Raw genomic sequence first — 22,085 nt, 5'->3', positions numbered from 1 at the left:
TAATTATTTGTTATCTCGCTCTAATGAGCGCTGACGGAGTAGTTTTTGTTGTTGGTATAGTGCGGCTTTAATCAATAAATCTTGGTCAGCTTCTCGAAGTAACTTGTACTTTAGTGTGACTACATAGCCTTGCTCGGCAGATTCGCACTCTACTACCTGAGCGTAGCAGTAAATTGCTGCGGCAGGATGATCTAAGAAGAGCTTCACACGAACCAGTTGGTCTTTTTCTACGGCAGAATCGCTACGGTAGCTCAGTTGGCTTGCGCCGAATTGCGTAGTCTGGAAACGGAGAGCAATGTCATCTTGTTGCGAGAGCATAAAGCTGAGCAGTAAGTTGAGTTTAGAGTTTTGAGTATCCAGCAAATGGATGACGTGTTTTAACTCTTTGTTTTGCAGCTCCAATCTCGCGTTATCAGCTACCATATCTAAATGGCTAAATTCACTTGCGACAATAAAAGGCGCTGGAATTTCGGATTGGAAAGTCTCTTCATCTGGCAGAGCAAAGTCCGTCCCTAGCGTTTCGACGTTGATAGTCAGATTGTGGTGTACGGTAAAATATTCTTGCTCTGTCATAATTCGGTCCTTTTCTGCCATCGAGCGCTCTCATTTCATTTAGGAATGAGTAGGATAGGGGGTTGATTATCGCTAATCAGGTTAAGTTATCAAGTTTCCCCGTTTCTCTGGCTGAACTTTTTGCTGTAAATGGGGACTTATTGCATGTCGTTGACAAATTTAGCGATTATCTTGTCTTCTTCATTGTAAGAGTAAGGTAAGATAACCCGTATTAACTAGCTAAGTAATGGCTTCATAACTAGATAACCAGTTGGTTTGTCCTATATGTATCATCCTATTTCTTTGTTTATTGGCTTGCGGTACCTTCGGGGACGCTCCGGAGACCGATTTAGCCGATTTGTTTCTTATATGTCGACAGCCGGTATCACAATTGGCGTGATGGCGTTAGTGACGGTGCTTTCCGTAATGAACGGTTTTGAAGCCCAGTTGAAAGAGCGCATTTTAGGAGTGCTTCCTCATGCTGTGATTTCGCAACACGATAGTAAAACGCCTCTCAGTGAAGCTGCTCCTAAGTTCATTCAAGATATGTCGACCATAGCAAAACCAGAACCTATTGTTCGTGGTGAGGCAGTTATTCAAAGCTCTGCACAACTGACAGCTGGTTATTTAATTGGTATAGAGCCCAAACTTGGCGACCCGATTTCTAACCACCTTATCGCAGGACGTTTATCTTCTCTTCAAGCAGGTGAGTACAAAGTATTCCTTGGTCACAGCTTGGCGCGCTCATTGAAAGTGTCGATGGGCGATAAAGTCCGTTTGATGGTCACCAATGCCACCCAATTTACCCCACTGGGTCGAATTCCGAGCCAACGTAATTTCACGGTAGCTGGCATCTTCAATACGGGCTCAGATGTCGATGGTCAGCTTATGATTGTTAATATGACTGATGCGGCAAAGCTGATGCGTTTACCGAAAGATACAGTCTCTGGCTGGCGTGTGTTCTTCTCAGACCCTTTTATGGTGACTGATTTTGCTGATCAGCCAATGCCTGATGGTTGGCAATGGAGTGATTGGCGAGAACAACGTGGTGAGCTTTTCCAAGCCGTCAAAATGGAAAAGAATATGATGGGCTTGATGCTTGGGCTGATCGTTGGTGTTGCTGCGTTTAACATTATTTCCGCTTTGATCATGGTGGTGATGGAGAAGCAATCTGAAGTCGCGATTCTTAAAACACAAGGTATGACTCAATCTCAAGTGATGGCGATTTTCATGGTTCAAGGCGCAAGCAGTGGTGTGATTGGTGCCATTGTTGGTGGTGCAATGGGCGTTGCTTTATCACTTAACCTCAATGCAATTCTGGAAGCGGCGGGAGTGGCACTATTTAGCTTCGGTGGTCACTTACCTATCGTGATTGATTCATTCCAAATTTTACTAGTGGTAGTGCTGGCGATTGCTCTGAGTCTAGCTGCAACTGTTTACCCGTCTTTCCGAGCATCTTCTGTTAAACCTGCTGAGGCACTTCGCTATGAATAAGCTATTAGAATGTCGTGATATTCGTAAAGTCTACCGAGAGGGTTCGTTAGATACTGAAGTGCTCAAAGGTGTAAGTTTTGATATTGATAAAGGCGAGTTAGTGTCTATTGTCGGTTCATCAGGCTCGGGTAAGAGTACGTTGCTCCACATTCTTGGAGCATTAGACGATGCATCTCAAGGGGAAGTGGATTTTCTGGGACAGAACCTGTCTGCTTTGAGCTCCAACAAACAAGCTGCATTGCGCAATAAGCATCTTGGCTTTGTGTATCAATTCCATCATCTGCTGGCTGATTTCACAGCGGTTGAAAATGTTGCAATGCCACTGTTGATTGGTGGGGCGAAAGTTGCAGATGCGAAAACGGAAGCAAAAGCCCTTCTGGAGAAGGTGGGGTTGGGACATCGAATGGATCATCGTCCGTCAGAACTTTCTGGTGGTGAGCGCCAACGTGTGGCTATCGCACGAGCTTTGGTCAATAAGCCTGACTTGGTTTTAGCAGATGAGCCGACTGGTAACTTAGATCACAATACGGCGCTAGCGATTTACGACTTAATGCGTGAGTTAAATCAGGAGTCGAATATTGCTTTCTTAGTTGTCACTCATGATAACGAGCTGGCCGCGAAAATGGATCGCCAAATGCATATGCAAGATGGTTTGCTGGTGGATCGTTTTACCACAGACACAGCAACCGTGGAGGGCTAATTTTGTTTTCATCTTTAGCATTGATGATTGGTGGACGTTTCAGTCGCGCTAAAAAGCGTAACAAGATGGTATCGTTCATTTCTCTTTCCTCCACCATCGGTATTGCGGTTGGCGTAGCAGTCATCATCATTGGCTTATCTGCGATGAATGGCTTTGAACGAGAGTTACAGTCTCGTGTGCTTTCTGTGATTCCACATGGTGAGTTAGAGGGGGTGAATGGTCCACTGCACAACTATACCAAAACCATGAAGCAAGCCCTAGGTCATGAGCATGTGGTTGCTGCCGCACCTTATGTTCGGTTTACGGGGTTAGCAGAAAAGGGCAGTAAGCTAAAAGCAATAGAAGTTCGCGGTGTGGATCCAGCTTTTGAGCAAGCTGTTTCTAGTATGTCTGACTTTATTGACCCACAGGCGTGGCAAAATTTTTACTCAGGTCAACAGCAAGTGATTCTTGGGCGTGGTGTCGCCAATGAGTTAAAGGTCGATGTTGGTGACTATATTACTTTAATGATCCCGCAATCAGGCAGTACGAATAAGGTACAAGCCCCAAAGCGAGTCCGAGTCAAAGTCGCTGGTTTTTTAACGCTTAACGGTCAAATCGATCATTCATTAGCGCTAGTACCACTCAAGGATGCTCAAGCCTATGCCCGCTTAGGTGATGGCGTTACAGGTATTTCGCTGAAGACGGATGATGTGTTGAATGCACCATCAATTGTACGTGAAGTCGGTAGCCGAATTGATGTTTATGTTTACCTAAAAAGCTGGCAACAACAATTTGGCTTTTTGTACCGTGATATCCAACTTGTTCGTACCATTATGTACCTGGTAATGGTGCTAGTGATTGGTGTCGCGTGTTTCAATATTGTCTCGACATTGATGATGGCGGTTAAAGATCGCGCGGCTGAGATTGCGATTCTTCGTACTATGGGTGCAAAAGACAGTTTGATTAAGCGTATCTTCGTTTGGCAAGGCGTATTCTCGGGCGTATTTGGTAGTCTTGCGGGTAGTGTCGTTGGTGTTCTTGTCGCTCTCAACCTCACACCGATTATTAAGGGGTTGGAAGCCTTAATTGGTCACCAATTTCTTTCGGGGGATATCTACTTTGTCGACTTCTTACCATCGCAATTGCATTGGCCAGATGTTGCTTTGGTTTCAATTACGGCGATTATCTTGAGTTTGTTGGCAACATGGTACCCAGCCTCCCGTGCAGCGAAACTTAATCCAGCGGCGGTATTGAGTTCCAAGTAATCTACAAAACTCAGCGAACAGTTCGCAAATAACAGACAACAAAAAAAGGACCGATTATTATCGGTCCTTTTTATCTATATCGTTGCTATCTCTAATTGGATCGATGCGTTTCATACTTGAGTTACATCACCTTTCATTTCTAACGTTAACTGTTTTCCATTCAACGCGTCATAACCTGCCAACTGGTGAATAAGCGCTTATCGTACTTTACGCTTTTGCCAGCTTCTCACGACTGAATAACGCCAAAGACCACGAATACCGAAATAACCAATGATTGCTGACACTACGCCACAGATCGCGCAGCCAAGTAAGAACGGAGGTCCTATGGTGTTCATTTGCTGCATGATGAATTCCCACGACAATTCAAAGTGGAATGGTTGTGGTGGTACATGCATGACCAAGGCACCAAGCTTGTAAGCAAAGTAGAACAGCACTGGCATGGTAATTGGGTTACTGATCCAAACAAGTGCGACTGATAGAGGCAAGTTAACACCAAGCATGATGGCAAGACCTGCCGCCATGATCATCTGACTCGGAAGCGGGACAAACGCCATAAACAGACCAACAGCAAAAGCACCAGACGCAGAGCGACGATTTAAACACCACAAGTTTGGGTTATATAAAACGTTGCCGAAGACCTTCAGTGCTTTTTGGCGTTTGATCATTTCATGATCTGGCATGAAGCGTTTTATCAGCTTTCTAGGCATAGGACGACATGACTCTCTTAGAAAAAAGTTTGACCTTGGCTTTATTTGTAGCGAGCGTTATTTCGTCTGCATGGTGGCCGACGATACCAGATTGGCGTTGGTTGCTGCTGGGAATAATTGCCACTGGCTCAATAATAAAATTACGACGTGGCTTATTGAGCATAGGCGTAATTTTGGGCTTTATGGTTGTCATTATCCACGGCAATGTTATGGAGCATCAAAGACAAGCCCTGTTTCAAGCAGGGGTGAATATTACCATAAATGGCAAAGTTGACAGCCCTTTTACGCAAATAAGTCACGGATATGAAGGAATTGCGCGTGTCCATCAGGTGAATTCTCAAAACTTGTTACCTTTTTTTAAACCGAAAATCCGGTTGATAACGCCTTTCCCACTCGCCGTTAACAGTGAGTTCACTACCGAAGTGACAATTAAACCCATCTTTGGGCTCTTAAACGAAGCAGGTCATGACGCCGAAAAGCAGGCAGTAGGAAAGGGCATTGTGGCAAGGGCTACCGTTTCAAAGGATTCAGCGTGGCTTATTCGTGAGCGATCATCATTAAGAACGCAAATTATCGCCGTCGTTCATAAGCACATTGTTCAGCTTGAACACTTCGCTCTTATTCGTGCTTTGGCGTTTAGTGACCGTACGCTTCTGTCTCGATATGACTGGCAACTCCTACGTGATAGTGGCTTACTGCATTTGGTCTCGATTTCGGGTTTACATATAGGAATGGCGTTTGCTTTTGGTATGAGCTTTGGGGTTGTTGTTAGGTACGCTTTGCCAAAATTTGTCTTTTTACCTTCCTTGTTTGGGCTTGCTACTGCTTTTTTGTATTCATGGTTAGCAGACTTCTCTTTGCCTACGACTCGAGCTTTTTCAGTATGTTTGATTTACTTGTTATTAAAGTCTGCTTTGATTTATTGGAGCGCTTGGCGCGTGCTGCTCCTTGCTGTAGCAATACAGTTGTGCATCGAGCCGTTTTCTGCACTCACTATGAGCTTTTGGCTGTCTTATCTCTCTGTTATCGCCGTTTTATTTGCAGTGAATTGTGTACAACATAGCCGTGGCAATTGGATTAGGAAACTGGGTACCTTATTCAAAATTCAGTTAGTACTCACTGTGTTGATCATTCCGATTAGTGGGTTGTTTTTTGCCGGGACGAGCCTCTCCTCTATTTTATATAACCTCATTTTTATCCCTTGGTTCGGTTTTGTTGTCGTTCCACTGATGTTTGTTGCACTTATCATTACCCCGTTTTCAGTGCACTTGGCGAACATGCTGTGGCAGTGGTTAGATTGGATGCTTGTACCCCTTACTTGGTCTTTGCCATTTGCTTTGGGGAGTTGGCAATCTCTTAGCTCACAGGCAACGTTGTGGGTGCTGGCATTGGGCGTTTGTGTGCTTTCGATGCGATTTTTAAATCGAGAAACCTCAGGCGTTTTGTTCTTGGTCATCACAAGTCTGGCGTTGTGGTATGAACGAAAATCCGATGGTTGGCGTATTGATGTGTTAGATGTTGGGCATGGACTTGCAGTGCTCCTAGAAAAAGACGGTGAAGTGCTTTTATATGACACGGGTAAAACATGGGCTTATGGAAGTATTGCTGAACAAGTTATTGCTCCTATCTTGTATCGCAGAGGGTTCGGTTCTATCGACATGTTTGTCGTCAGTCACGCCGACTCAGATCATGCTGGAGGACGTGCATATATCGAAAGGCACTTCGCCCCAGTTCGTAAGCTTAGTAGCCAAAACTACGCTAACTACCAACCTTGTATTGCCGGGGAGCGATGGAAATGGCAAGCGCTAGAATTTGAAGTTCTTTGGCCTCCGAAGTTGGTTAAACGTGCATATAACCCACATTCATGCGTGATTCGTGTCGTCGATACCAAAACGGATTTTAAGTTGCTATTAACGGGCGATATTGAAGCCGTTAGTGAATGGATCTTGGTGAGAAACCCCGATCAGTTAAAAAGTGATGTTGTGATTGTCCCGCATCACGGAAGTAAGAGCTCTTCTAACCCCAAGTTTGTTGAAGCGATTGCCCCAAAACTGGCGATCGCATCTCTGGCAAAAGGGAATCAGTGGGGAATGCCTGCAAATAACGTGGTTCTAGCGTACGAGAACGCCAATGCGAAATGGCTGGATACGGGGAATGGCGGTCAAATAAGCGTCCTTATTGAGCAAGAGAATTGGTATTTTGAAACGAAACGAAGTGAGACATTTGACCCTTGGTATAGGCAGATGCTGCGTAACGGAGTAGAATAAGAGTCTTAATGTAAGAAAACAAAGCACTTCTATGTCGATAAATACTGATGAAACGACTTGGCAGACGTTTAAGCGTCTATGGCAATTTATTCGCCTTTATAAGTCAGGTCTAATCGTTGCTGTTGTAGCATTGGTTGTTAATGCTATCTCTGATACCTACATGATCTCCTTGCTAAAACCGCTTCTAGATGAAGGTTTTGGTAGTGCGGAATCTGATTTTCTACGTACACTTCCACTTATCGTTTTCGCCATGATGTTTATTCGTGGTGTGAGCGGGTTTGTCTCTACTTATTGTCTGAGCTGGGTATCCGGCAATGTGGTAATGCAAATCCGTCGCATGGTGTTTAATCATTTTATGCATATGCCTGTTTCTTATTTCGATAAAGAAAAAACAGGCAATCTACTTTCTCGAATTACTTATGACTCTGAACAAGTTTCAGCGGCGACTAGTTCTGCGCTAGTTAGCATTGTGCGTGAAGGCGCAAGCATCATTGGTTTGTTGGTTCTGATGTTCTATAACAGCTGGCAATTGTCTTTGGTTTTGTTTGCTGTTGCGCCTGTTGTTGCTTTTGGTATTAGCGTTGTTTCTAAGCGATTCAGAAAGATCTCGAGAAACATGCAGACGATGATGGGCAATGTGACTGCCTCTGCAGAGCAAATGCTGAAAGGTCACAAAGTAGTACTGAGTTATGGCGGCCAAGATATCGAAGGTAAACGCTTCGAGAAAGTAAGTAACCAAATGCGCCAACAAAGCATGAAGTTGGTGACAGCTCAAGCAGCGGCAAACCCAATCATCCAGATGATTGCGTCTATTGCTATTGTTGTGGTGCTTTATCTTGCAAGTATTGACTCAATTAAAGACCAGTTAACGCCGGGTACATTTACTGTTGTATTCTCTGCGATGTTTGGTTTGATGCGTCCATTGAAAGCACTAACAAACGTAACGTCACAGTTCCAACGTGGTATGGCGGCGAGCCAAACCTTGTTCGCTCTTGTGGATTTGGATACAGAAAAGAACGAAGGCAAATTCACTGTCGAGCGAGCAAAAGGCGACGTTGCAGTGAAAGATGTAAGCTTTACCTATGAAGGTTCTGAAAAGCCTGCATTGGAAAATGTCAGCTTTGATATTCCACGAGGCAAAACAGTTGCCTTAGTGGGGCGCTCAGGTTCAGGTAAGAGTACCATTGCGAATTTGTTTAACCGTTTCTACGATGTAAGTGGCGGTGCTATCTCACTTGATGGTCATGATATCCGTGACTATGAGCTGAAAAACTTACGTGAGCAGTTTGCTCTGGTTTCGCAAAACGTGCATCTGTTTAACGATACGATTGCGAACAATATTGCTTACGCAACAGAAGGCAAGTATTCACGTGAAGACATTGAACGCGCAGCCAGCCTAGCTCACGCGATGGAGTTCATCAGTAAGATGGATGGTGGACTCGACGCGATGATAGGTGAGAACGGTGCAAGCCTTTCTGGTGGGCAGCGTCAACGTGTAGCAATTGCTCGAGCTTTATTACGTGATGCGCCAGTTCTTATTCTTGATGAGGCAACATCTGCTTTAGATACCGAATCTGAACGTGCCATCCAATCTGCTCTGGATGAGCTACAGAAAGACAAAACCGTATTGGTGATTGCCCACCGCCTATCTACGATTGAGAATGCAGATGAAATTTTGGTTGTGGACGAAGGTGCAATTGTTGAGCGTGGTAGCCATGCCGATTTAATCGCGAAAGATGGCGCTTATGCCCAACTTCACCGAATCCAATTTGGTGCTTAAGCGCTGTGATTGAAAAAATCTGGTTCGAAAACCACCCTCTCAAGTACTTACTGTGGCCGCTACTGTGGCCACTTAGTCTGTTATTTGGTGCAATTAGTAAGTCTAAGCGACAACAATACCAATCTGGAAAAAAACAAGCGTATAAAGCGCCTGTACCTGTAGTCGTTGTTGGTAACATTACTGCTGGTGGGAACGGCAAAACCCCAGTTGTGGTGTGGCTGGTAGAGCAATTGCAGCAACTTGGTTTTAAGCCTGGAGTGGTGTCTAGAGGCTATGGCGCAAAAGCGCCGCAATATCCGTTATTGCTTGATGATAGTACGCCTGCTAAACATTGTGGTGATGAACCTAAGCTTATCTATCGCAGAACTGGCGCACCAGTGGCAGTGGATCCAGTCCGTGCTAATGCAGTGAAAGCATTACTAGAAGTGGGCGTTGATATCATTGTTACGGATGATGGGCTTCAACATTACGCGCTTGAGAGAGATATCGAGTTTGTTATTGTTGATGGTAATCGTCGCTTTGGTAATGAAAGCCTTATACCGCTTGGCCCGCTTCGCGAAGGGGTAGAGCGTCTTTCTAACGTCGATTTTATTATCACTAACGGTGGTCAAGCTCAGCAAAACGAAATGCCAATGTCTTTAGCGCCATCGAAAGCCGTTAATTTAAAGACAAAACAGCAAGTCGAGATGAGTGAACTGCAAGACCTCGTTGCATTTGCTGGGATCGGACATCCACCACGATTTTTTAATACACTTAATGCGATGAACGCTGACGTTAAAGTAACGAAGGGCTTTGCCGATCATCAAGACTTTGACCAGCAAGAATTGCACACATTGGCTCAACAAGGGGCGAATGTGATTATGACAGAAAAAGATGCCGTCAAATGTGACAGCTATGCGCAAGATAATTGGTGGTATCTGCCTGTTTCTGCTCAGTTTGAATCAAACGATGCAGAGCGAATTTTAAATCGAATAAAAGAGGTTAAAGCGACTTATGGATCACCGTCTGCTTGAGATTGTAGCTTGCCCTGTGTGCAAAGGTAAGCTGACGTACGATAAAGATAATCAAGAGTTGATCTGCAAATTGGATCGCCTTGCTTACCCAATAAAAGAGGGTATTCCTGTTCTGCTTGAACCAGAAGCTCGAACCATGAGCATGGACGAGGGACGCTAATGTCTTTTACGGTTGTCATTCCTGCACGCTATGCGTCAAGCCGCTTACCAGGTAAGCCATTGGCAGATATTGGTGGTAAACCTATGATCCAATGGGTTTACGAGCAAGCGTTACAAGCGGGTGCAGAAGATGTGATTATTGCAACTGACGATGAGCGAGTGTCAGTGGCAGCAGAGCAGTTTGGTGGCAAGGTTTGTATGACCTCGCCAAACCACGAATCTGGCACTGAGCGACTAGCCGAAGTAGTAGAGAAAATGGCGATTCCTGCAGACCACATTGTGGTGAATGTTCAGGGTGATGAACCATTGATTCCGCCGTCTATCATTCGCCAAGTGGCTGATAACTTAGCAGGTTGCGATGCGCCCATGGCAACGCTTGCGGTGGAGATCGAATCGGAAGAGGAAGTCTTCAACCCGAATGCGGTAAAAGTGGTCGCGGATGAGCGTGGCTATGCCATGTATTTTAGCCGAGCAACGATTCCATGGGATCGTGACAACTTTGCTAAACAAGACAAAACGATCGCGAACCCATTGATGCGTCACATCGGCATCTACGCTTACCGTGCTGGTTTTATCAATACCTATGTGAATTGGCAGCCAAGTGCACTTGAACAAATCGAGTGCCTAGAGCAGCTTCGCGTACTTTGGTACGGCGAAAAGATTCATGTGGAAGTTGCAAAAGAAGCGCCAGCAGCTGGTGTGGATACGCCAGAAGATTTAGAAGCAGTACGTGCGATTGTCGCTAAGCATGCACAATAAGCTTGGTATTGATTTCAAAATTAGAAAAGGCTCCTCATTGAGGAGCCTTTTTGTATCTACGATAGATTGGAAGCTGTATCGGTTAGATATTGGTGTCGTACTGATTGCGTTTCGGACATGTTGAGAGGATCTCTCTGTGTCCGGTGTCTTTGACTTCTTCCAAAATCACGTCGAAGCCCCACAAGCGATATACATGCTTAAGTACTTCTTCATAACTGTTATCCAAAGGAATGCGGTTATGGGGGACATATTGCAGCGTTAATGAGCGGTCACCGCGGACATCTACGTTAAACACCTGAATATTTGGCTCTAAATTCGCCAAGTTATATTGCGCAGCTAGCGTTTCACGAATGCGTCGGTAACCCATCTCATCGTGAATGGCGGCAACTTCGATGAAGTTTTTACGATCATCGTCATTGATGGCAAACAACTTGAAATCACGCATGAGCTTCGGTGATAAGTATTGGCTAATAAAGCTTTCATCCTTGAAGTTATGCATGGCAAAGTGAACCGCGTCTAACCAGTCTGTTCCTGCTAGTTCAGGGAACCACTCTTTGTCCTCGTCTGTTGGTTCTTCACAGATACGTTTGATATCGCGGAACATCGCAAAACCAAGCGCATAAGGGTTGATACCACTAAAGTAAGGGCTGTTATATGGTGGCTGTGCAACCACACTAGTGTGGCTGTGTAGAAATTCGAGAATGAACTTCTCAGACACCAAACCCTCATCATAAAGGTGATTAAGAATGGTGTAGTGCCAGAATGTTGCCCAGCCTTCGTTCATGACCTGAGTTTGTTTTTGAGGATAGAAGTATTGGCTTACCTTACGAACGATACGCACAATCTCACGTTGCCATGGTTCAAGCAGAGGAGCATGTTTTTCAAAGAAGTAGAGCAGGTTCTCTTGTGGCTCGCTAGGGAAACGAACTTTAATGTCTTCTTCTTTGGTTTTCGATTGTGGAACGGTGCGCCATAACTCGTTCACTTGCGATTGCAGGTAAGCTTCACGCTCTTCCTGACGCGCTTTCTCCTCGTTAATTGAAATCTTTTCAGGACGTTTATAACGGTCAACGCCGAAGTTCATAAGTGCATGGCAAGAGTCTAGAAGCTGCTCGACTTCGTGCACACCATAACGCTCTTCACATTCCGCAATGTAGTTCTTCGCAAACAATAGATAATCGATGATAGAGCTGGCATCGGTCCAAGTTTGGAACAGGTAATTGCCTTTAAAGAACGAGTTGTGCCCATAGCATGCGTGAGCAATAACCAGTGCCTGCATAGTGATGGTGTTCTCTTCCATCAAATAAGCGATACATGGGTTTGAGTTAATGACGATCTCGTAAGCTAGACCCATTTGACCGTGCTTATAGTTCTGCTCTGTTTGGATGAACTTTTTACCAAATGACCAGTGGTTGTAGTTGATGGGCATACCGATGCTTGAGTATGCGTCCATCATTTGCTCTGAGGTGATGACTTCGATTTGGTTAGGGTAGGTGTCGAGACGATAATGCTCCGCGACACGCTTGATTTCCTTGTGGTAACGCTCCAGCAGTTCAAATGTCCAGTCTGGACCATCTGGCAGCATATTATCTCTACGTTTCTTCGAGGTTTCCCCCGAAAGGTTTGTCGTTGCGGTATTCATCGCTAGCCTCCTTACGCATTTTCTTTTTGGAATAGTTCACGGAAGACTGGGAAGATATCCTCCACAGAGCGGATGTTTTTCATGGCGAAGTTTGGAAAGGCTTCGGAAAGCTTTTCATACTCATGCCACAGCGTTTGATGGGAACGTCTAGTGATCTCGATGTATGAATAGTACTGACAATTTGGTAGTAACTTATTGACGAGTAGGTCACGACAACGGGGTGAGTCGTCTGCCCAGTTATCGCCATCGGATGCCTGAGCCGCGTAGATGTTCCATTGACCCACAGGGTAGCGGTCTTGAACGATCTCATTCATCAGCTTGAGCGCGCTCGATACGATAGTGCCCCCCGTTTCTTGCGAATAGAAAAACTCGTGCTCGTCGACTTCTTTCGCTTGGGTGTGGTGGCGAATGAAGACCACTTCAACATTCTCATACGTGCGAGTTAAGAAAAGATACAAAAGCACATAGAAGCGTTTTGCAATGTCTTTGGTGGCTTGATCCATAGAACCGGATACGTCCATTAGACAGAACATGACTGCTTGGCTCGATGGCACAGGGCGCTTCTCATAGTTCTTGAAACGTAAGTCGAAGGTATCAATGAAGGGCACGCTTTCGATTTTCTTACGTAACTCTTCGATTTCCTTCTTCAAGCGATTTTCTTCGAGCTGTTGTGCAGGCTCAATGTTCTTGATGCGAGTTAGTTCATCCTCTAGCTCGTTAAGAAGACGTTTTTTACCTGCTGTCATTGCGGTGCGTCGCGCCAGAGATTGTTGTAACGAGCGAACGACGGCAATGTTGGATGGAATACCCGCGGTTTGATAACCCGCGCGATGGGTCTTCCACTCTGTGATTTTGGCAATTTGGTTTTTCTCGAGATTTGGTAGCTCTAAATCTTCAAATAAGATGTCGAGATATTCGTCTTTTGAGATTTGGAAAACGAACTCGTCTTGACCTTCGCCGTCGGGGCTAGCATTGCCTTCACCAGCACCGCCGCCTTGACCTCCACCTTTCGGACGTTCAATTTTATCACCCGTGATAAATTGGTCGTTACCAGGGTGCACACGGTCACGTACGCCCCCTTTACCCTGATGAAACATAGGTTCGTTAATGTCTTTGTGCGGTATTGCGACGTCTTCGCCCGTTTCTGTGTTCGTGATCGAGCGTCGATTCACTGCGTCAGCTACCGACTCTTTAATCTGCTCTTTATGGCGCTTCAAGAAGCGCTGTCGATTAACAGCGCTCTTGTTCTTGCCATTGAGCCTTCGGTCTATAAATTGCGCCATGAAATAGCCCTCTTCATGTTTCACAAGCGACCTAACTCAAACTGGTTAGGATGACTTACGTACTCGTAGGTACCACTCAGAAAGTAAGCGAACCTGTTTCTCGGTGTAGCCTTTTTCCATCATGCGAGCGACAAAGTCGTCGTGTTTCTTCTGATCTTCAGAAGACGTTTTCGCATTGAATGAGATAACCGGAAGCAGCTCTTCGGTATTGGAGAACATTTTTTTCTCGATTACCGTGCGCAGTTTTTCGTAGCTGGTCCAAACTGGGTTTTGACCATTGTTATTGGCTTTCGCACGAAGCACAAAGTTTACGATTTCGTTTCGGAAATCTTTCGGGTTAGAGATGCCCGCTGTTTTCTCGATCTTCTCTAATTCAGCATTTAGAGAAGCACGGTCGAACAGTTGGCCTGTTTCTGGATCGCGATATTCTTGGTCTTGGATCCAGAAGTCTGCATAGGTGACGTAACGGTCGAAGATATTCTGACCGTACTCAGAGTAAGACTCTAGGTATGCCGTTTGAACTTCTTTACCAATGAACTCGACATAACGAGGCACTAGATAGCCTTTCAAGAATTCAAGGTACTTCTCTGCCATTTCTGAAGGGAACTGCTCACGTTCTACTTGCTGTTCAATAACATAGAACAGGTGAACAGGGTTGGCCGCCACTTCCGTTTGGTCGAAGTTGAACACGCGAGATAGGATTTTGAAGGCGAAACGAGTTGATAGACCGTTCATACCCTCGTCAACGCCTGCGTAGTCACGGTACTCTTGGTAGCTCTTCGCTTTCGGATCGGTGTCTTTCAGTGTTTCACCATCGTACACTCGCATCTTAGAGAAGATGGACGAGTTCTCAGGCTCTTTAAGTCGCGAAAGAATACTAAATTGTGCCAGAGTTTCGAGCGTACTTGGTGAGCAAGGTGCTTTAGAAAGCTCACTGTTTTCAAGCAGTTTCTGGTAGATCTTCACTTCTTCCGACACACGTAAGCAGTAAGGTACTTTCACTATGTACACACGGTCTAAGAACGCCTCATTGTTCTTATTGTTGCGGAAGGTTTGCCACTCAGATTCGTTCGAGTGAGCCAGAATCATACCGTCGAATGGAATCGCAGACAGTCCCTCGGTACCATTAAAGTTGCCTTCTTGAGTTGCGGTTAATAGAGGGTGTAGCACCTTGATTGGCGCCTTGAACATCTCTACGAATTCCATCAAACCTTGGTTCGCTTTACACAGCGCACCAGAGTAACTGTAGGCATCTGGGTCGTCTTGTGAGTAATGCTCTAACTGACGAATATCGACTTTACCAACGAGGGACGAAATGTCTTGGTTGTTTTCATCGCCTGGTTCGGTTTTGGCAATAGCCACTTGGTCGAGGATGGAAGGGCGTACTTTCAGCACTTTGAACTTGGTGATATCACCACCAAATTCATGCAGACGTTTTGCTGCCCACGGTGACATGATAGATCGTAGGTAACGATGTTCGATGCCGTATTCTTTCTTCAAGATCTCGCCATCTTCTGTCGGATTGAACAGACAGAAAGGGTGATCGTTAACTGGGCTTCGTTCGCCGTTCGCACTAAGCACATAAACGGGCATTTTTTCCATTAGGGCTTTTAGCTTTTCGGCAAGTGATGACTTACCACCACCAACAGGACCGAGTAAGTACAGAATTTGTTTACGCTCTTCCAAACCTTGTGCGGCATGTTTGAGATAAGAAACAATCTGCTCAATCGCATCTTCCATGCCATAGAAGTCTTTGAAGGTTTCATAACGTGAGATGACTCGGTTCGAGAATATACGGCTCAGTCTTGGATCTTGAGCAGTATCAATGACTTCTGGCTCTCCGATAGCCATCAGTAGGCGTTCTGCAGCATTAGCGTAAGCGCTTTTGTCGTCTTTACACAGGGCTAAGAAATCCTGTAACGACATCTCTTCATCTTTTGCAGCTTCATATCTTGATTGATAGTGGTCGAAAATACTCATGTCGCTTTCCCCTTTAACTAGTCAGTCTACCGACGAACGTTGACGCAGGCTTATCCACCTTTGATATGCCCTTCGTTGTATGAAGTTATACGTCCTGTTATCACGTTTGGTTTGTACTGGAAGTAAGCTAGACAACACCAAAGACTTTGCTTTATGGACACTTTTTCACTGCAACGGAGAACGATGGATAGGTACCTTTCAATCACTCCCTTTCTCATTTTAAGCCTAGTCGGGGATTTCCAATTTTGCTTAACAATTATGAATTTATTGCAAAAGTGACATTTGAATCACTGTTTGGAGATTGAAAAATTTATGTTGTGAATAGGAGTGATAGAAATCAGATATTTGGCTTTGAGTCACTGATATTAGTGATTCGTATACAAGTCTAGAGAATGAAAGATAAAACTGTGCTGATAGAATGAGCTTGACTTGTGACAGGGGAAAAGAAAAAAGGAGAGCCTTTGCCCTCCTTTTCAAATACTTGGTGAATTATGCACTAAAGATTTGTGCTAGCTCGTTTGCACATAGGTGGTATTGACGAGGACAGTTGCGCCAGGTTTTTAGCATGCGGCGGTATTTGTCTAACATTGGCATTTGGCTATTGAAGTGGTGATCAGCTTTATCAAATTGAGGGTAAAGACCTTCTGAATCCACTAGGAAGCGCACATAGTGTACTTGTTGTGCTTCTGTCGCAATATCAAAGCCAAGGAACTGAAGGCGACGCTGGTCGACTTTACCGCGCTCTTCGTCATCCAGCATTTTGTTTGATTCTTGCATTGCGTGGTACATCTCCATGATGTCGATGATTTCACGACACTCGGTTTCTGTAATGCAGCCAAAATCTTTGTTCAACTCGCGCATTTGTAGCTCGTAACCACGCTCTACAATAGTCTGTAGACGCTTGTATTTTGCTGCGTTGTTAGGATCAAGTTGAGACATTAGGTTGTACTGGTTTGATAGGATCAAACGTTGAGCGTTTGACATTTCCATGGTGACCTCACTAAATAATCTAATACATTTTTAATGTGCTTAGGTTAACGTTTCGGATGAAGGTGAAACATGATCTCAACACATATTTAATATGAAAAATGGCAAGAATTATCGAATTTAACCAGTTTACAAATGCAGTATGAATGGGGCGTTACAACTTATTTGTGATAATGGTTGTATATGTAGTCACGGTCTGAAAAAACTCTCAGCCACTCAGGCTTAAAAACGGTCAGTACCGCTAAAGCCATTCCATTAAGAAGACCTTCAGGGAAAGCGAGTAACGGAACAAACACAAAGTAATTGTGCTGGATGGTTTGCCAATCATAGTGACCCACAGATAGGTGGTAAAAAGAATTGATCAGCAAGTGGAGGCTGCCGGTAAGTGCACCATTGAAGAATCCTGCCACAAAAATGAAAACGAAGATGTTACGTGGTAAGTACTGGTAGCTCAGAAGAAAGATGCTGTAACTGATAAGTATTGGAATCAGTGCAGAGAGCACCAGCGCGCTTGGCAACATCAACAACGATATGTCATGAATCAAGTGGTTGACGACCATCGCAGGGATGCAAAATAGAAAAGCCATGCGCCAACCATACATCATAGTTAGCGTGGTTAAAGCAAGGAAATGAATTTGTAACCCTTCTTTTACCCCTGCTTGGGCAGACCACAAAACGCTAATCAAGAAAAGTGTCGCGAAGACTAAATGTTGGAATGGCTTTTCTTGTTCCATTTTAGGCCAAACGACTCTTCGCCAATCGGGGAGACAATAAACGACGACGACCCAGAAAATAATGATGATCGAAACAAAATTAAACCAATCCATGTGTTATCCCAACGCTTTTCCTATGAGCTTTACTTACGGTTTCGTATTCCTAATACGTCTAATATGAGTTGGATAGGGCACAAGACCTGCTGATCCGTTAGACACATATACCTACGTATAGGTAAAAAAATACCAGCAAGTTGCTGGTATTTTTAATCTATTCAATAACCTAATGCTACTTAGTATTTCACATTTGAGTGGTATTGGGAAAGAATTGACTGGATTTCGTCCATAGTTTCTTTAGATGGAGGATTTACACCATCAAGAGGATATTCAACACCAAGCGCCTCCCATTTGTGTGCGCCGAGTTTGTGGTATGGCAGAAGCTCTACTTTTTCAATGTTATCCATATCTTTAATGAATTCACCAAGCATATGAGCGGCTTCTGGTTCGTCCGTGTAGCCAGGAACAACCACATAACGAATCCAAGTCTTTTGACCAATTTTATGTAGATAACGAGCAAAGTCTAAAACACGACGGTTAGACACACCAATGAAATCTTGGTGAATCTCATCTTTCATGTGTTTTAGGTCAAGCATGACTAGGTCAGTCGCATCCAACACTTCATCGATCACGTCGGTGTGTTTACGGATGTAGCCGTTAGTATCCAAACAAGTGTGAATGCCTTCTGCTTGAGCAGCGCGGAAGAAGTCACGAACGAACTCAGGCTGAAGCATCGCTTCACCACCGGAACAAGTAATGCCACCACCTGATGCGTTCATGAAGTGACGGTAAGTTTTTGCTTCAGCAATAATCTCTTCAACCGTAACTTCCTTGCCATCATGCGTGTCCCATGTATCGCGGTTATGGCAATACTTACAACGCATTAAGCAACCCTGCAAGAAGACGATAAAACGGATACCAGGTCCGTCTACGGTACCACATGACTCAAACGAGTGAATACGACCAGTTGTTGACATCTTTTGCTCTCATTTTTAATAAATTCTGACCGTTATTTTATTACAAATTGCAGGGTTAAAACAGTCTAAGTGGGCTTTCGTTGGCGAGATATTGAGCAAAGACAACGGCGAATGAAAACTCACACGCCGTATGGGGAGATTTCTTTAGAAGAAGGCGAACAAAGACAAAGAGCCTGTACCGTAAACGTCAGTTTGGGCTTCCTCATAGTCTGGCGTTTTCACTGTAAATGTTAAGCTTGCGCCATAGTTTTGGTTGTACCAAGCCGCACCTGCAACGGCACTCGCTTGCCAGTTCTGTAGTGTGACATCATATTGGTCTGATGGCTCTGGTAGACCTGAACGGTCGCCTTCAATAGTGATATCGTTAAAGCGGTAACGACCTTCAAAGCCCGTGAATAAGAACCAACTTGATGTGCTCTTAGCTAACATGCTGGCATGGAATGGACTTTCAACGCTGATGTTTGCGGCACCTATGCTGTTGGCTAAGTTAGTACCCCAACGAAACATGACACCTTGTGAAACGTCACTTCGGAAATTACCTGCGTTAATATCGTTAACGTTGGTGATTTCCCACTGTGTCGTTTTGCCTTCGCTACGCATCAATTTGTTGAACGCTCGGTAGCCGACGCTAAATGCCAACTCGTCATCAATTTGGTAATCCCAACCTTGTGGATCGGTTGAACCAGTAATGCTATGAACCAGCTCTTGCGCCTTTTCAGAGAGTGAGCTCTCGCCCGTTGCGCCGATAGTGAAATTGTAGCGAACAGCTTTATCAGCGGTGAGTGAGATATAGTTGATTTCAGTGTGTAAGTAGCCAGCGTAAGGACGATCGTTGATAAGTGGGTAGTCGGCTTCGATGTCACTTGGCGTGTACATTTTATGCCCAAGCACTAATTCAATCTTATCGACGTTGCTTTGGCTAGAATCATTTAATGTAAACCACTTCCATTCTGCGTCTTCACGCAATTGTTCAGTCGCGTAAGAGAGAAAAATACCATTGGTATAATCTTGGTCAACGCCAAAAATGCCATCGTTATCGAGAGTGAAAGAGACTGTGGATTTGGTGGATGCGATTGCTGCCGGTGATAGCAGCGCAAGGATGAATAATTTACTGAGTTTCATAGTGTATGTTTGCAAGCTTTTTACGCATCATACGGAAGATCCCAGACAAAATCTTTTGTAATGTCACAACTTTAGTTCAAGAAACAAAAAAAGGTCGATGCTTTTCAGCATCGACCTTTGTTCTATCACTTAAAGTGCTAATTCAATCAGTCTTATAGAGACTCAGTGAATGTACGTGCGATTACGTCAGCTTGTTGCTCTGCAGTTAGAGAGTTGAAGCGTACAGCGTAACCAGATACACGGATTGTTAGCTGAGGGTATTTCTCTGGGTGCTTAACAGCGTCTTCTAGAGTTTCGCGGTTAAGAACGTTCACGTTTAGGTGTTGACCACCTTCGATGCCAGATTCATGGTGGAAGTAACCATCCATTAGACCAGCAAGGTTAGCACGTTGTGAACCTTCATCTTTACCTAGAGCGTTAGGTACGATAGAGAACGTGTAAGAGATACCATCTTTAGCGTGAGCAAACGGTAGTTTACCTACAGACGTTAGAGACGCTACAGCACCTTTTTCGTCACGACCGTGCATTGGGTTAGCACCTGGTGCGAAAGGAGCACCTGCGCGACGACCGTCAGGCGTGTTACCAGTCTTCTTACCGTATACCACGTTTGAAGTGATAGTTAGGATAGACTGAGTAGGGATTGCGTCACGGTAAGTCTTAAGCTGACGAATCTTGTTCATGAACACTTCAACAAGTTCACAAGCGATGTCATCTACGCGAGCATCGTTGTTACCGAATTTAGGGTAGTCGCCTTCGATTTCGAAGTCGATTGCTACGCCATCTTCGTCACGAACTGGTTTAACTTTCGCGAATTTGATTGCAGATAGTGAGTCAGCTGCAACAGATAGACCTGCGATACCACAAGCCATAGTACGGCGAACGTCACGGTCATGTAGAGCCATTAGCGCAGCTTCGTAGCTGTACTTGTCGTGCATGAAGTGGATGCTGTTTAGTGCAGTCACGTACTGCTTAGCTAGCCAATCCATGAAGTGGTCTAGTTTGCCCCATACATCGTCGAAGTCTAGAACTTCGTCAGTGATCTTAGGCATCTCTGGACCAACTTGGATCTTCAGTTTCTCATCCACACCGCCGTTGATAACGTATAGAAGAGTCTTAGCTAGGTTAGCGCGAGCGCCGAAGAATTGCATGTGCTTACCAATGATCATTGGAGATACACAACATGCGATTGCGTAATCATCAGACTCGAAGTCTGGACGCATTAGATCGTCGTTCTCGTACTGGATTGATGAAGTATCGATAGATACTTTTGCACAGAACTTCTTGAAGCCTTCAGGTAGTTGCTCAGACCAAAGAACAGTGATGTTTGGCTCTGGAGAAGGACCCATTGTGTATAGAGAGTTTAGGAAACGGAAGTTTGAACGTGTAACTAGCGTACGACCGTCAAGACCCATACCACCCATAGACTCTGTTGCCCAGATTGGGTCGCCAGAGAATAGATCATCGTACTCAGGAGTACGTAGGAAACGAACCATACGTAGTTTCATTACGAAGTGGTCGATCATTTCCTGTGCGTCAACTTCAGTGATCTTACCTTCAGCGATATCACGTTCGATGTAGATATCTAGGAAAGTAGAAGTACGACCTAGAGACATTGCTGCGCCGTTTTGAGATTTAACAGCAGCTAGGTAACCGAAGTAAGTCCACTGGATAGCTTCTTGTGCAGTTTCAGCTGGACGAGAGATGTCACAGCCGTATTTCGCAGCCATAACTTTCATTTGACCAAGTGCACGGTGCTGCTCAGCGATCTCTTCGCGAAGCTGCATAGTCATCTGTAGATCTTCACCGTTCTCAAAACGCTCTTGTAGAGACTTGAATTGAGCTAGCTTGTCTTGCATTAGACGGTCGATACCGTATAGAGCAACACGACGGTAGTCACCGATGATACGACCACGACCGTACGCATCTGGAAGACCAGTTAGAACGCCTGATTTACGACATGCTAGGATATCTGGAGTGTAGATATCGAATACGCCAGCGTTGTGCGTTTTACGGTATTCTGTGAAGATTTTCTTAACTTGTGGGTCAAGCTCGCGATCGTAAGCTTTGCAAGAACCTTCAACCATACGGATACCACCGTTAGGGATGATTGCACGCTTAAGAGGAGCTTCAGTTTGTAGACCTACGATAGTTTCTAGGTCTTTTTCGATGTAGCCTGCATCGTGAGCAGTGATGGTAGAGATAACTGAAGTATCGAAATCAACAGGAGCGTGAGTCGCGTTCTCTTGTTTGATACCTTCCATTACCTTAGCCCAAAGCTTGTTAGTCGCTTCAGTACCTTCAGAAACTAGGAAAGATTCGTCGCCTTCGTACGGAGTGTAGTTCTTCTGAATGAAATCACGAACGTTTACTTCGTTTTGCCAGTCGCCTGCAGCAAAACCTTCCCAAGCTTTAGCAAATTGCTCTGCCATGACATACCTACCTTTGTAGTAGAAAAAAATACGTACTGGTTCGCCGTTGAGCCAGCTATCTCCACTGTTAAACGGAGAACAGTACACTCTTAATGAATAACAATATTTATAGTCTTAAATAAGAAAGAGTGGGTCATAAAACTATAAATATTGTCACTGCTAACAATGTGGGTTCTTCCCAACCACAATTCAAGGCTACACTAAAAAAATTTTGCAA

At 44.7% G+C, this 22,085-nt stretch carries 18 protein-coding genes; 8 read left to right on the top strand and 10 right to left on the bottom strand.

Features of this window, described 5'->3' with window-relative positions; translation table 11 throughout:
• Nucleotides 1-3: 3 nt before the first annotated feature.
• Complete coding sequence (locus QMY49_RS09800; RefSeq protein ID WP_005446685.1) at nucleotides 4-573, bottom strand: PilZ domain-containing protein; 570 nt, start codon at nucleotides 571-573, stop codon at nucleotides 4-6.
• Nucleotides 574-837: 264 nt separating this feature from the next.
• Here QMY49_RS09800 and lolC point away from each other — a divergent pair, with 264 nt between their 5' ends.
• The 3 genes from lolC to lolE are packed head-to-tail and all read left to right on the top strand — an operon-like array spanning nucleotide 838 to nucleotide 3,993.
• A complete protein-coding gene (gene lolC / locus QMY49_RS09795) occupies nucleotides 838-2,046 on the top strand; it encodes a lipoprotein-releasing ABC transporter permease subunit LolC (protein WP_026000130.1) in 1,209 nt (402 codons plus the stop codon).
• Entirely contained in the window at nucleotides 2,039-2,746 is a 708-nt protein-coding gene (lolD, locus tag QMY49_RS09790; protein WP_005446689.1) for a lipoprotein-releasing ABC transporter ATP-binding protein LolD, read from the top strand. Before lolC ends, lolD begins: the two co-directional genes overlap by 8 nt.
• Before the next feature lie 2 nt (nucleotides 2,747-2,748).
• Nucleotides 2,749-3,993, top strand: a complete 1,245-nt coding sequence (lolE, locus tag QMY49_RS09785; RefSeq protein ID WP_005446690.1) for a lipoprotein-releasing ABC transporter permease subunit LolE — start codon at nucleotides 2,749-2,751, stop codon at nucleotides 3,991-3,993.
• A gap of 197 nt (nucleotides 3,994-4,190) precedes the next feature.
• Here the strand turns inward: lolE and QMY49_RS09780 are convergent, their stop codons facing one another.
• The gene (locus QMY49_RS09780; protein WP_005446692.1) at nucleotides 4,191-4,700 is read right to left on the bottom strand and encodes a DUF2062 domain-containing protein; all 510 of its coding nucleotides are present in this window, start codon (nucleotides 4,698-4,700) and stop codon (nucleotides 4,191-4,193) included.
• Between the two features lie 8 nt (nucleotides 4,701-4,708).
• Here QMY49_RS09780 and QMY49_RS09775 point away from each other — a divergent pair, with 8 nt between their 5' ends.
• Genes QMY49_RS09775 through kdsB form a run of 5 tightly spaced genes read left to right on the top strand, consistent with a single transcriptional unit; the run spans nucleotide 4,709 to nucleotide 10,678 of the window.
• Nucleotides 4,709-6,967, top strand: coding sequence for a DNA internalization-related competence protein ComEC/Rec2 (locus QMY49_RS09775; protein WP_283311260.1), 2,259 nt, complete (start codon nucleotides 4,709-4,711; stop codon nucleotides 6,965-6,967).
• A 31-nt stretch (nucleotides 6,968-6,998) separates the two neighbouring features.
• Entirely contained in the window at nucleotides 6,999-8,747 is a 1,749-nt protein-coding gene (gene msbA, locus QMY49_RS09770; RefSeq protein ID WP_005446696.1) for a lipid A ABC transporter ATP-binding protein/permease MsbA, read from the top strand.
• 5 nt (nucleotides 8,748-8,752) lie between these two features.
• Nucleotides 8,753-9,760 (top strand): tetraacyldisaccharide 4'-kinase, encoded by a 1,008-nt coding sequence (lpxK, locus tag QMY49_RS09765; RefSeq protein ID WP_017188333.1) that lies wholly within the window; start codon nucleotides 8,753-8,755, stop codon nucleotides 9,758-9,760.
• Nucleotides 9,741-9,920 (top strand): Trm112 family protein, encoded by a 180-nt coding sequence (locus QMY49_RS09760; protein ID WP_005378451.1) that lies wholly within the window; start codon nucleotides 9,741-9,743, stop codon nucleotides 9,918-9,920. Before lpxK ends, QMY49_RS09760 begins: the two co-directional genes overlap by 20 nt.
• A complete protein-coding gene (kdsB, locus tag QMY49_RS09755; RefSeq protein ID WP_050902260.1) occupies nucleotides 9,920-10,678 on the top strand; it encodes a 3-deoxy-manno-octulosonate cytidylyltransferase in 759 nt (252 codons plus the stop codon). The genes QMY49_RS09760 and kdsB overlap by 1 nt, the downstream gene beginning before the upstream one ends.
• A gap of 82 nt (nucleotides 10,679-10,760) precedes the next feature.
• Here kdsB and QMY49_RS09750 read toward each other — a convergent pair whose 3' ends face one another.
• The 8 genes from QMY49_RS09750 to pflB form a co-directional block, all read right to left on the bottom strand.
• A complete protein-coding gene (locus tag QMY49_RS09750; protein ID WP_283311256.1) occupies nucleotides 10,761-12,320 on the bottom strand; it encodes a SpoVR family protein in 1,560 nt (519 codons plus the stop codon).
• 11 nt (nucleotides 12,321-12,331) lie between these two features.
• A complete protein-coding gene (locus QMY49_RS09745) occupies nucleotides 12,332-13,603 on the bottom strand; it encodes a YeaH/YhbH family protein (protein ID WP_005446701.1) in 1,272 nt (423 codons plus the stop codon).
• A gap of 45 nt (nucleotides 13,604-13,648) precedes the next feature.
• Nucleotides 13,649-15,583: a PrkA family serine protein kinase gene (locus QMY49_RS09740; RefSeq protein ID WP_005431706.1), complete on the bottom strand. Its 1,935-nt coding sequence runs from the start codon at nucleotides 15,581-15,583 to the stop codon at nucleotides 13,649-13,651.
• Nucleotides 15,584-16,072: 489 nt separating this feature from the next.
• Complete coding sequence (locus QMY49_RS09735) at nucleotides 16,073-16,573, bottom strand: YfbU family protein (RefSeq protein WP_005431701.1); 501 nt, start codon at nucleotides 16,571-16,573, stop codon at nucleotides 16,073-16,075.
• 158 nt (nucleotides 16,574-16,731) lie between these two features.
• The gene (locus QMY49_RS09730; RefSeq protein ID WP_009698309.1) at nucleotides 16,732-17,397 is read right to left on the bottom strand and encodes an energy-coupling factor ABC transporter permease; all 666 of its coding nucleotides are present in this window, start codon (nucleotides 17,395-17,397) and stop codon (nucleotides 16,732-16,734) included.
• 179 nt (nucleotides 17,398-17,576) lie between these two features.
• Nucleotides 17,577-18,317 (bottom strand): pyruvate formate lyase 1-activating protein, encoded by a 741-nt coding sequence (pflA, locus tag QMY49_RS09725; RefSeq protein WP_005446703.1) that lies wholly within the window; start codon nucleotides 18,315-18,317, stop codon nucleotides 17,577-17,579.
• A 144-nt stretch (nucleotides 18,318-18,461) separates the two neighbouring features.
• Nucleotides 18,462-19,439: a lipid A deacylase LpxR family protein gene (locus QMY49_RS09720; protein WP_017819026.1), complete on the bottom strand. Its 978-nt coding sequence runs from the start codon at nucleotides 19,437-19,439 to the stop codon at nucleotides 18,462-18,464.
• Between the two features lie 152 nt (nucleotides 19,440-19,591).
• Complete coding sequence (pflB, locus tag QMY49_RS09715; protein WP_005446705.1) at nucleotides 19,592-21,868, bottom strand: formate C-acetyltransferase; 2,277 nt, start codon at nucleotides 21,866-21,868, stop codon at nucleotides 19,592-19,594.
• Nucleotides 21,869-22,085 lie beyond the last annotated feature (217 nt).

The sequence above is a fragment of the Vibrio harveyi genome (genome assembly GCF_030060435.1).
Taxonomy (GTDB): domain Bacteria; phylum Pseudomonadota; class Gammaproteobacteria; order Enterobacterales; family Vibrionaceae; genus Vibrio; species Vibrio harveyi.
The sequence above is the reverse complement of the archived record's forward strand: the minus strand, read 5'-3'. Positions and strand labels throughout refer to the sequence as shown.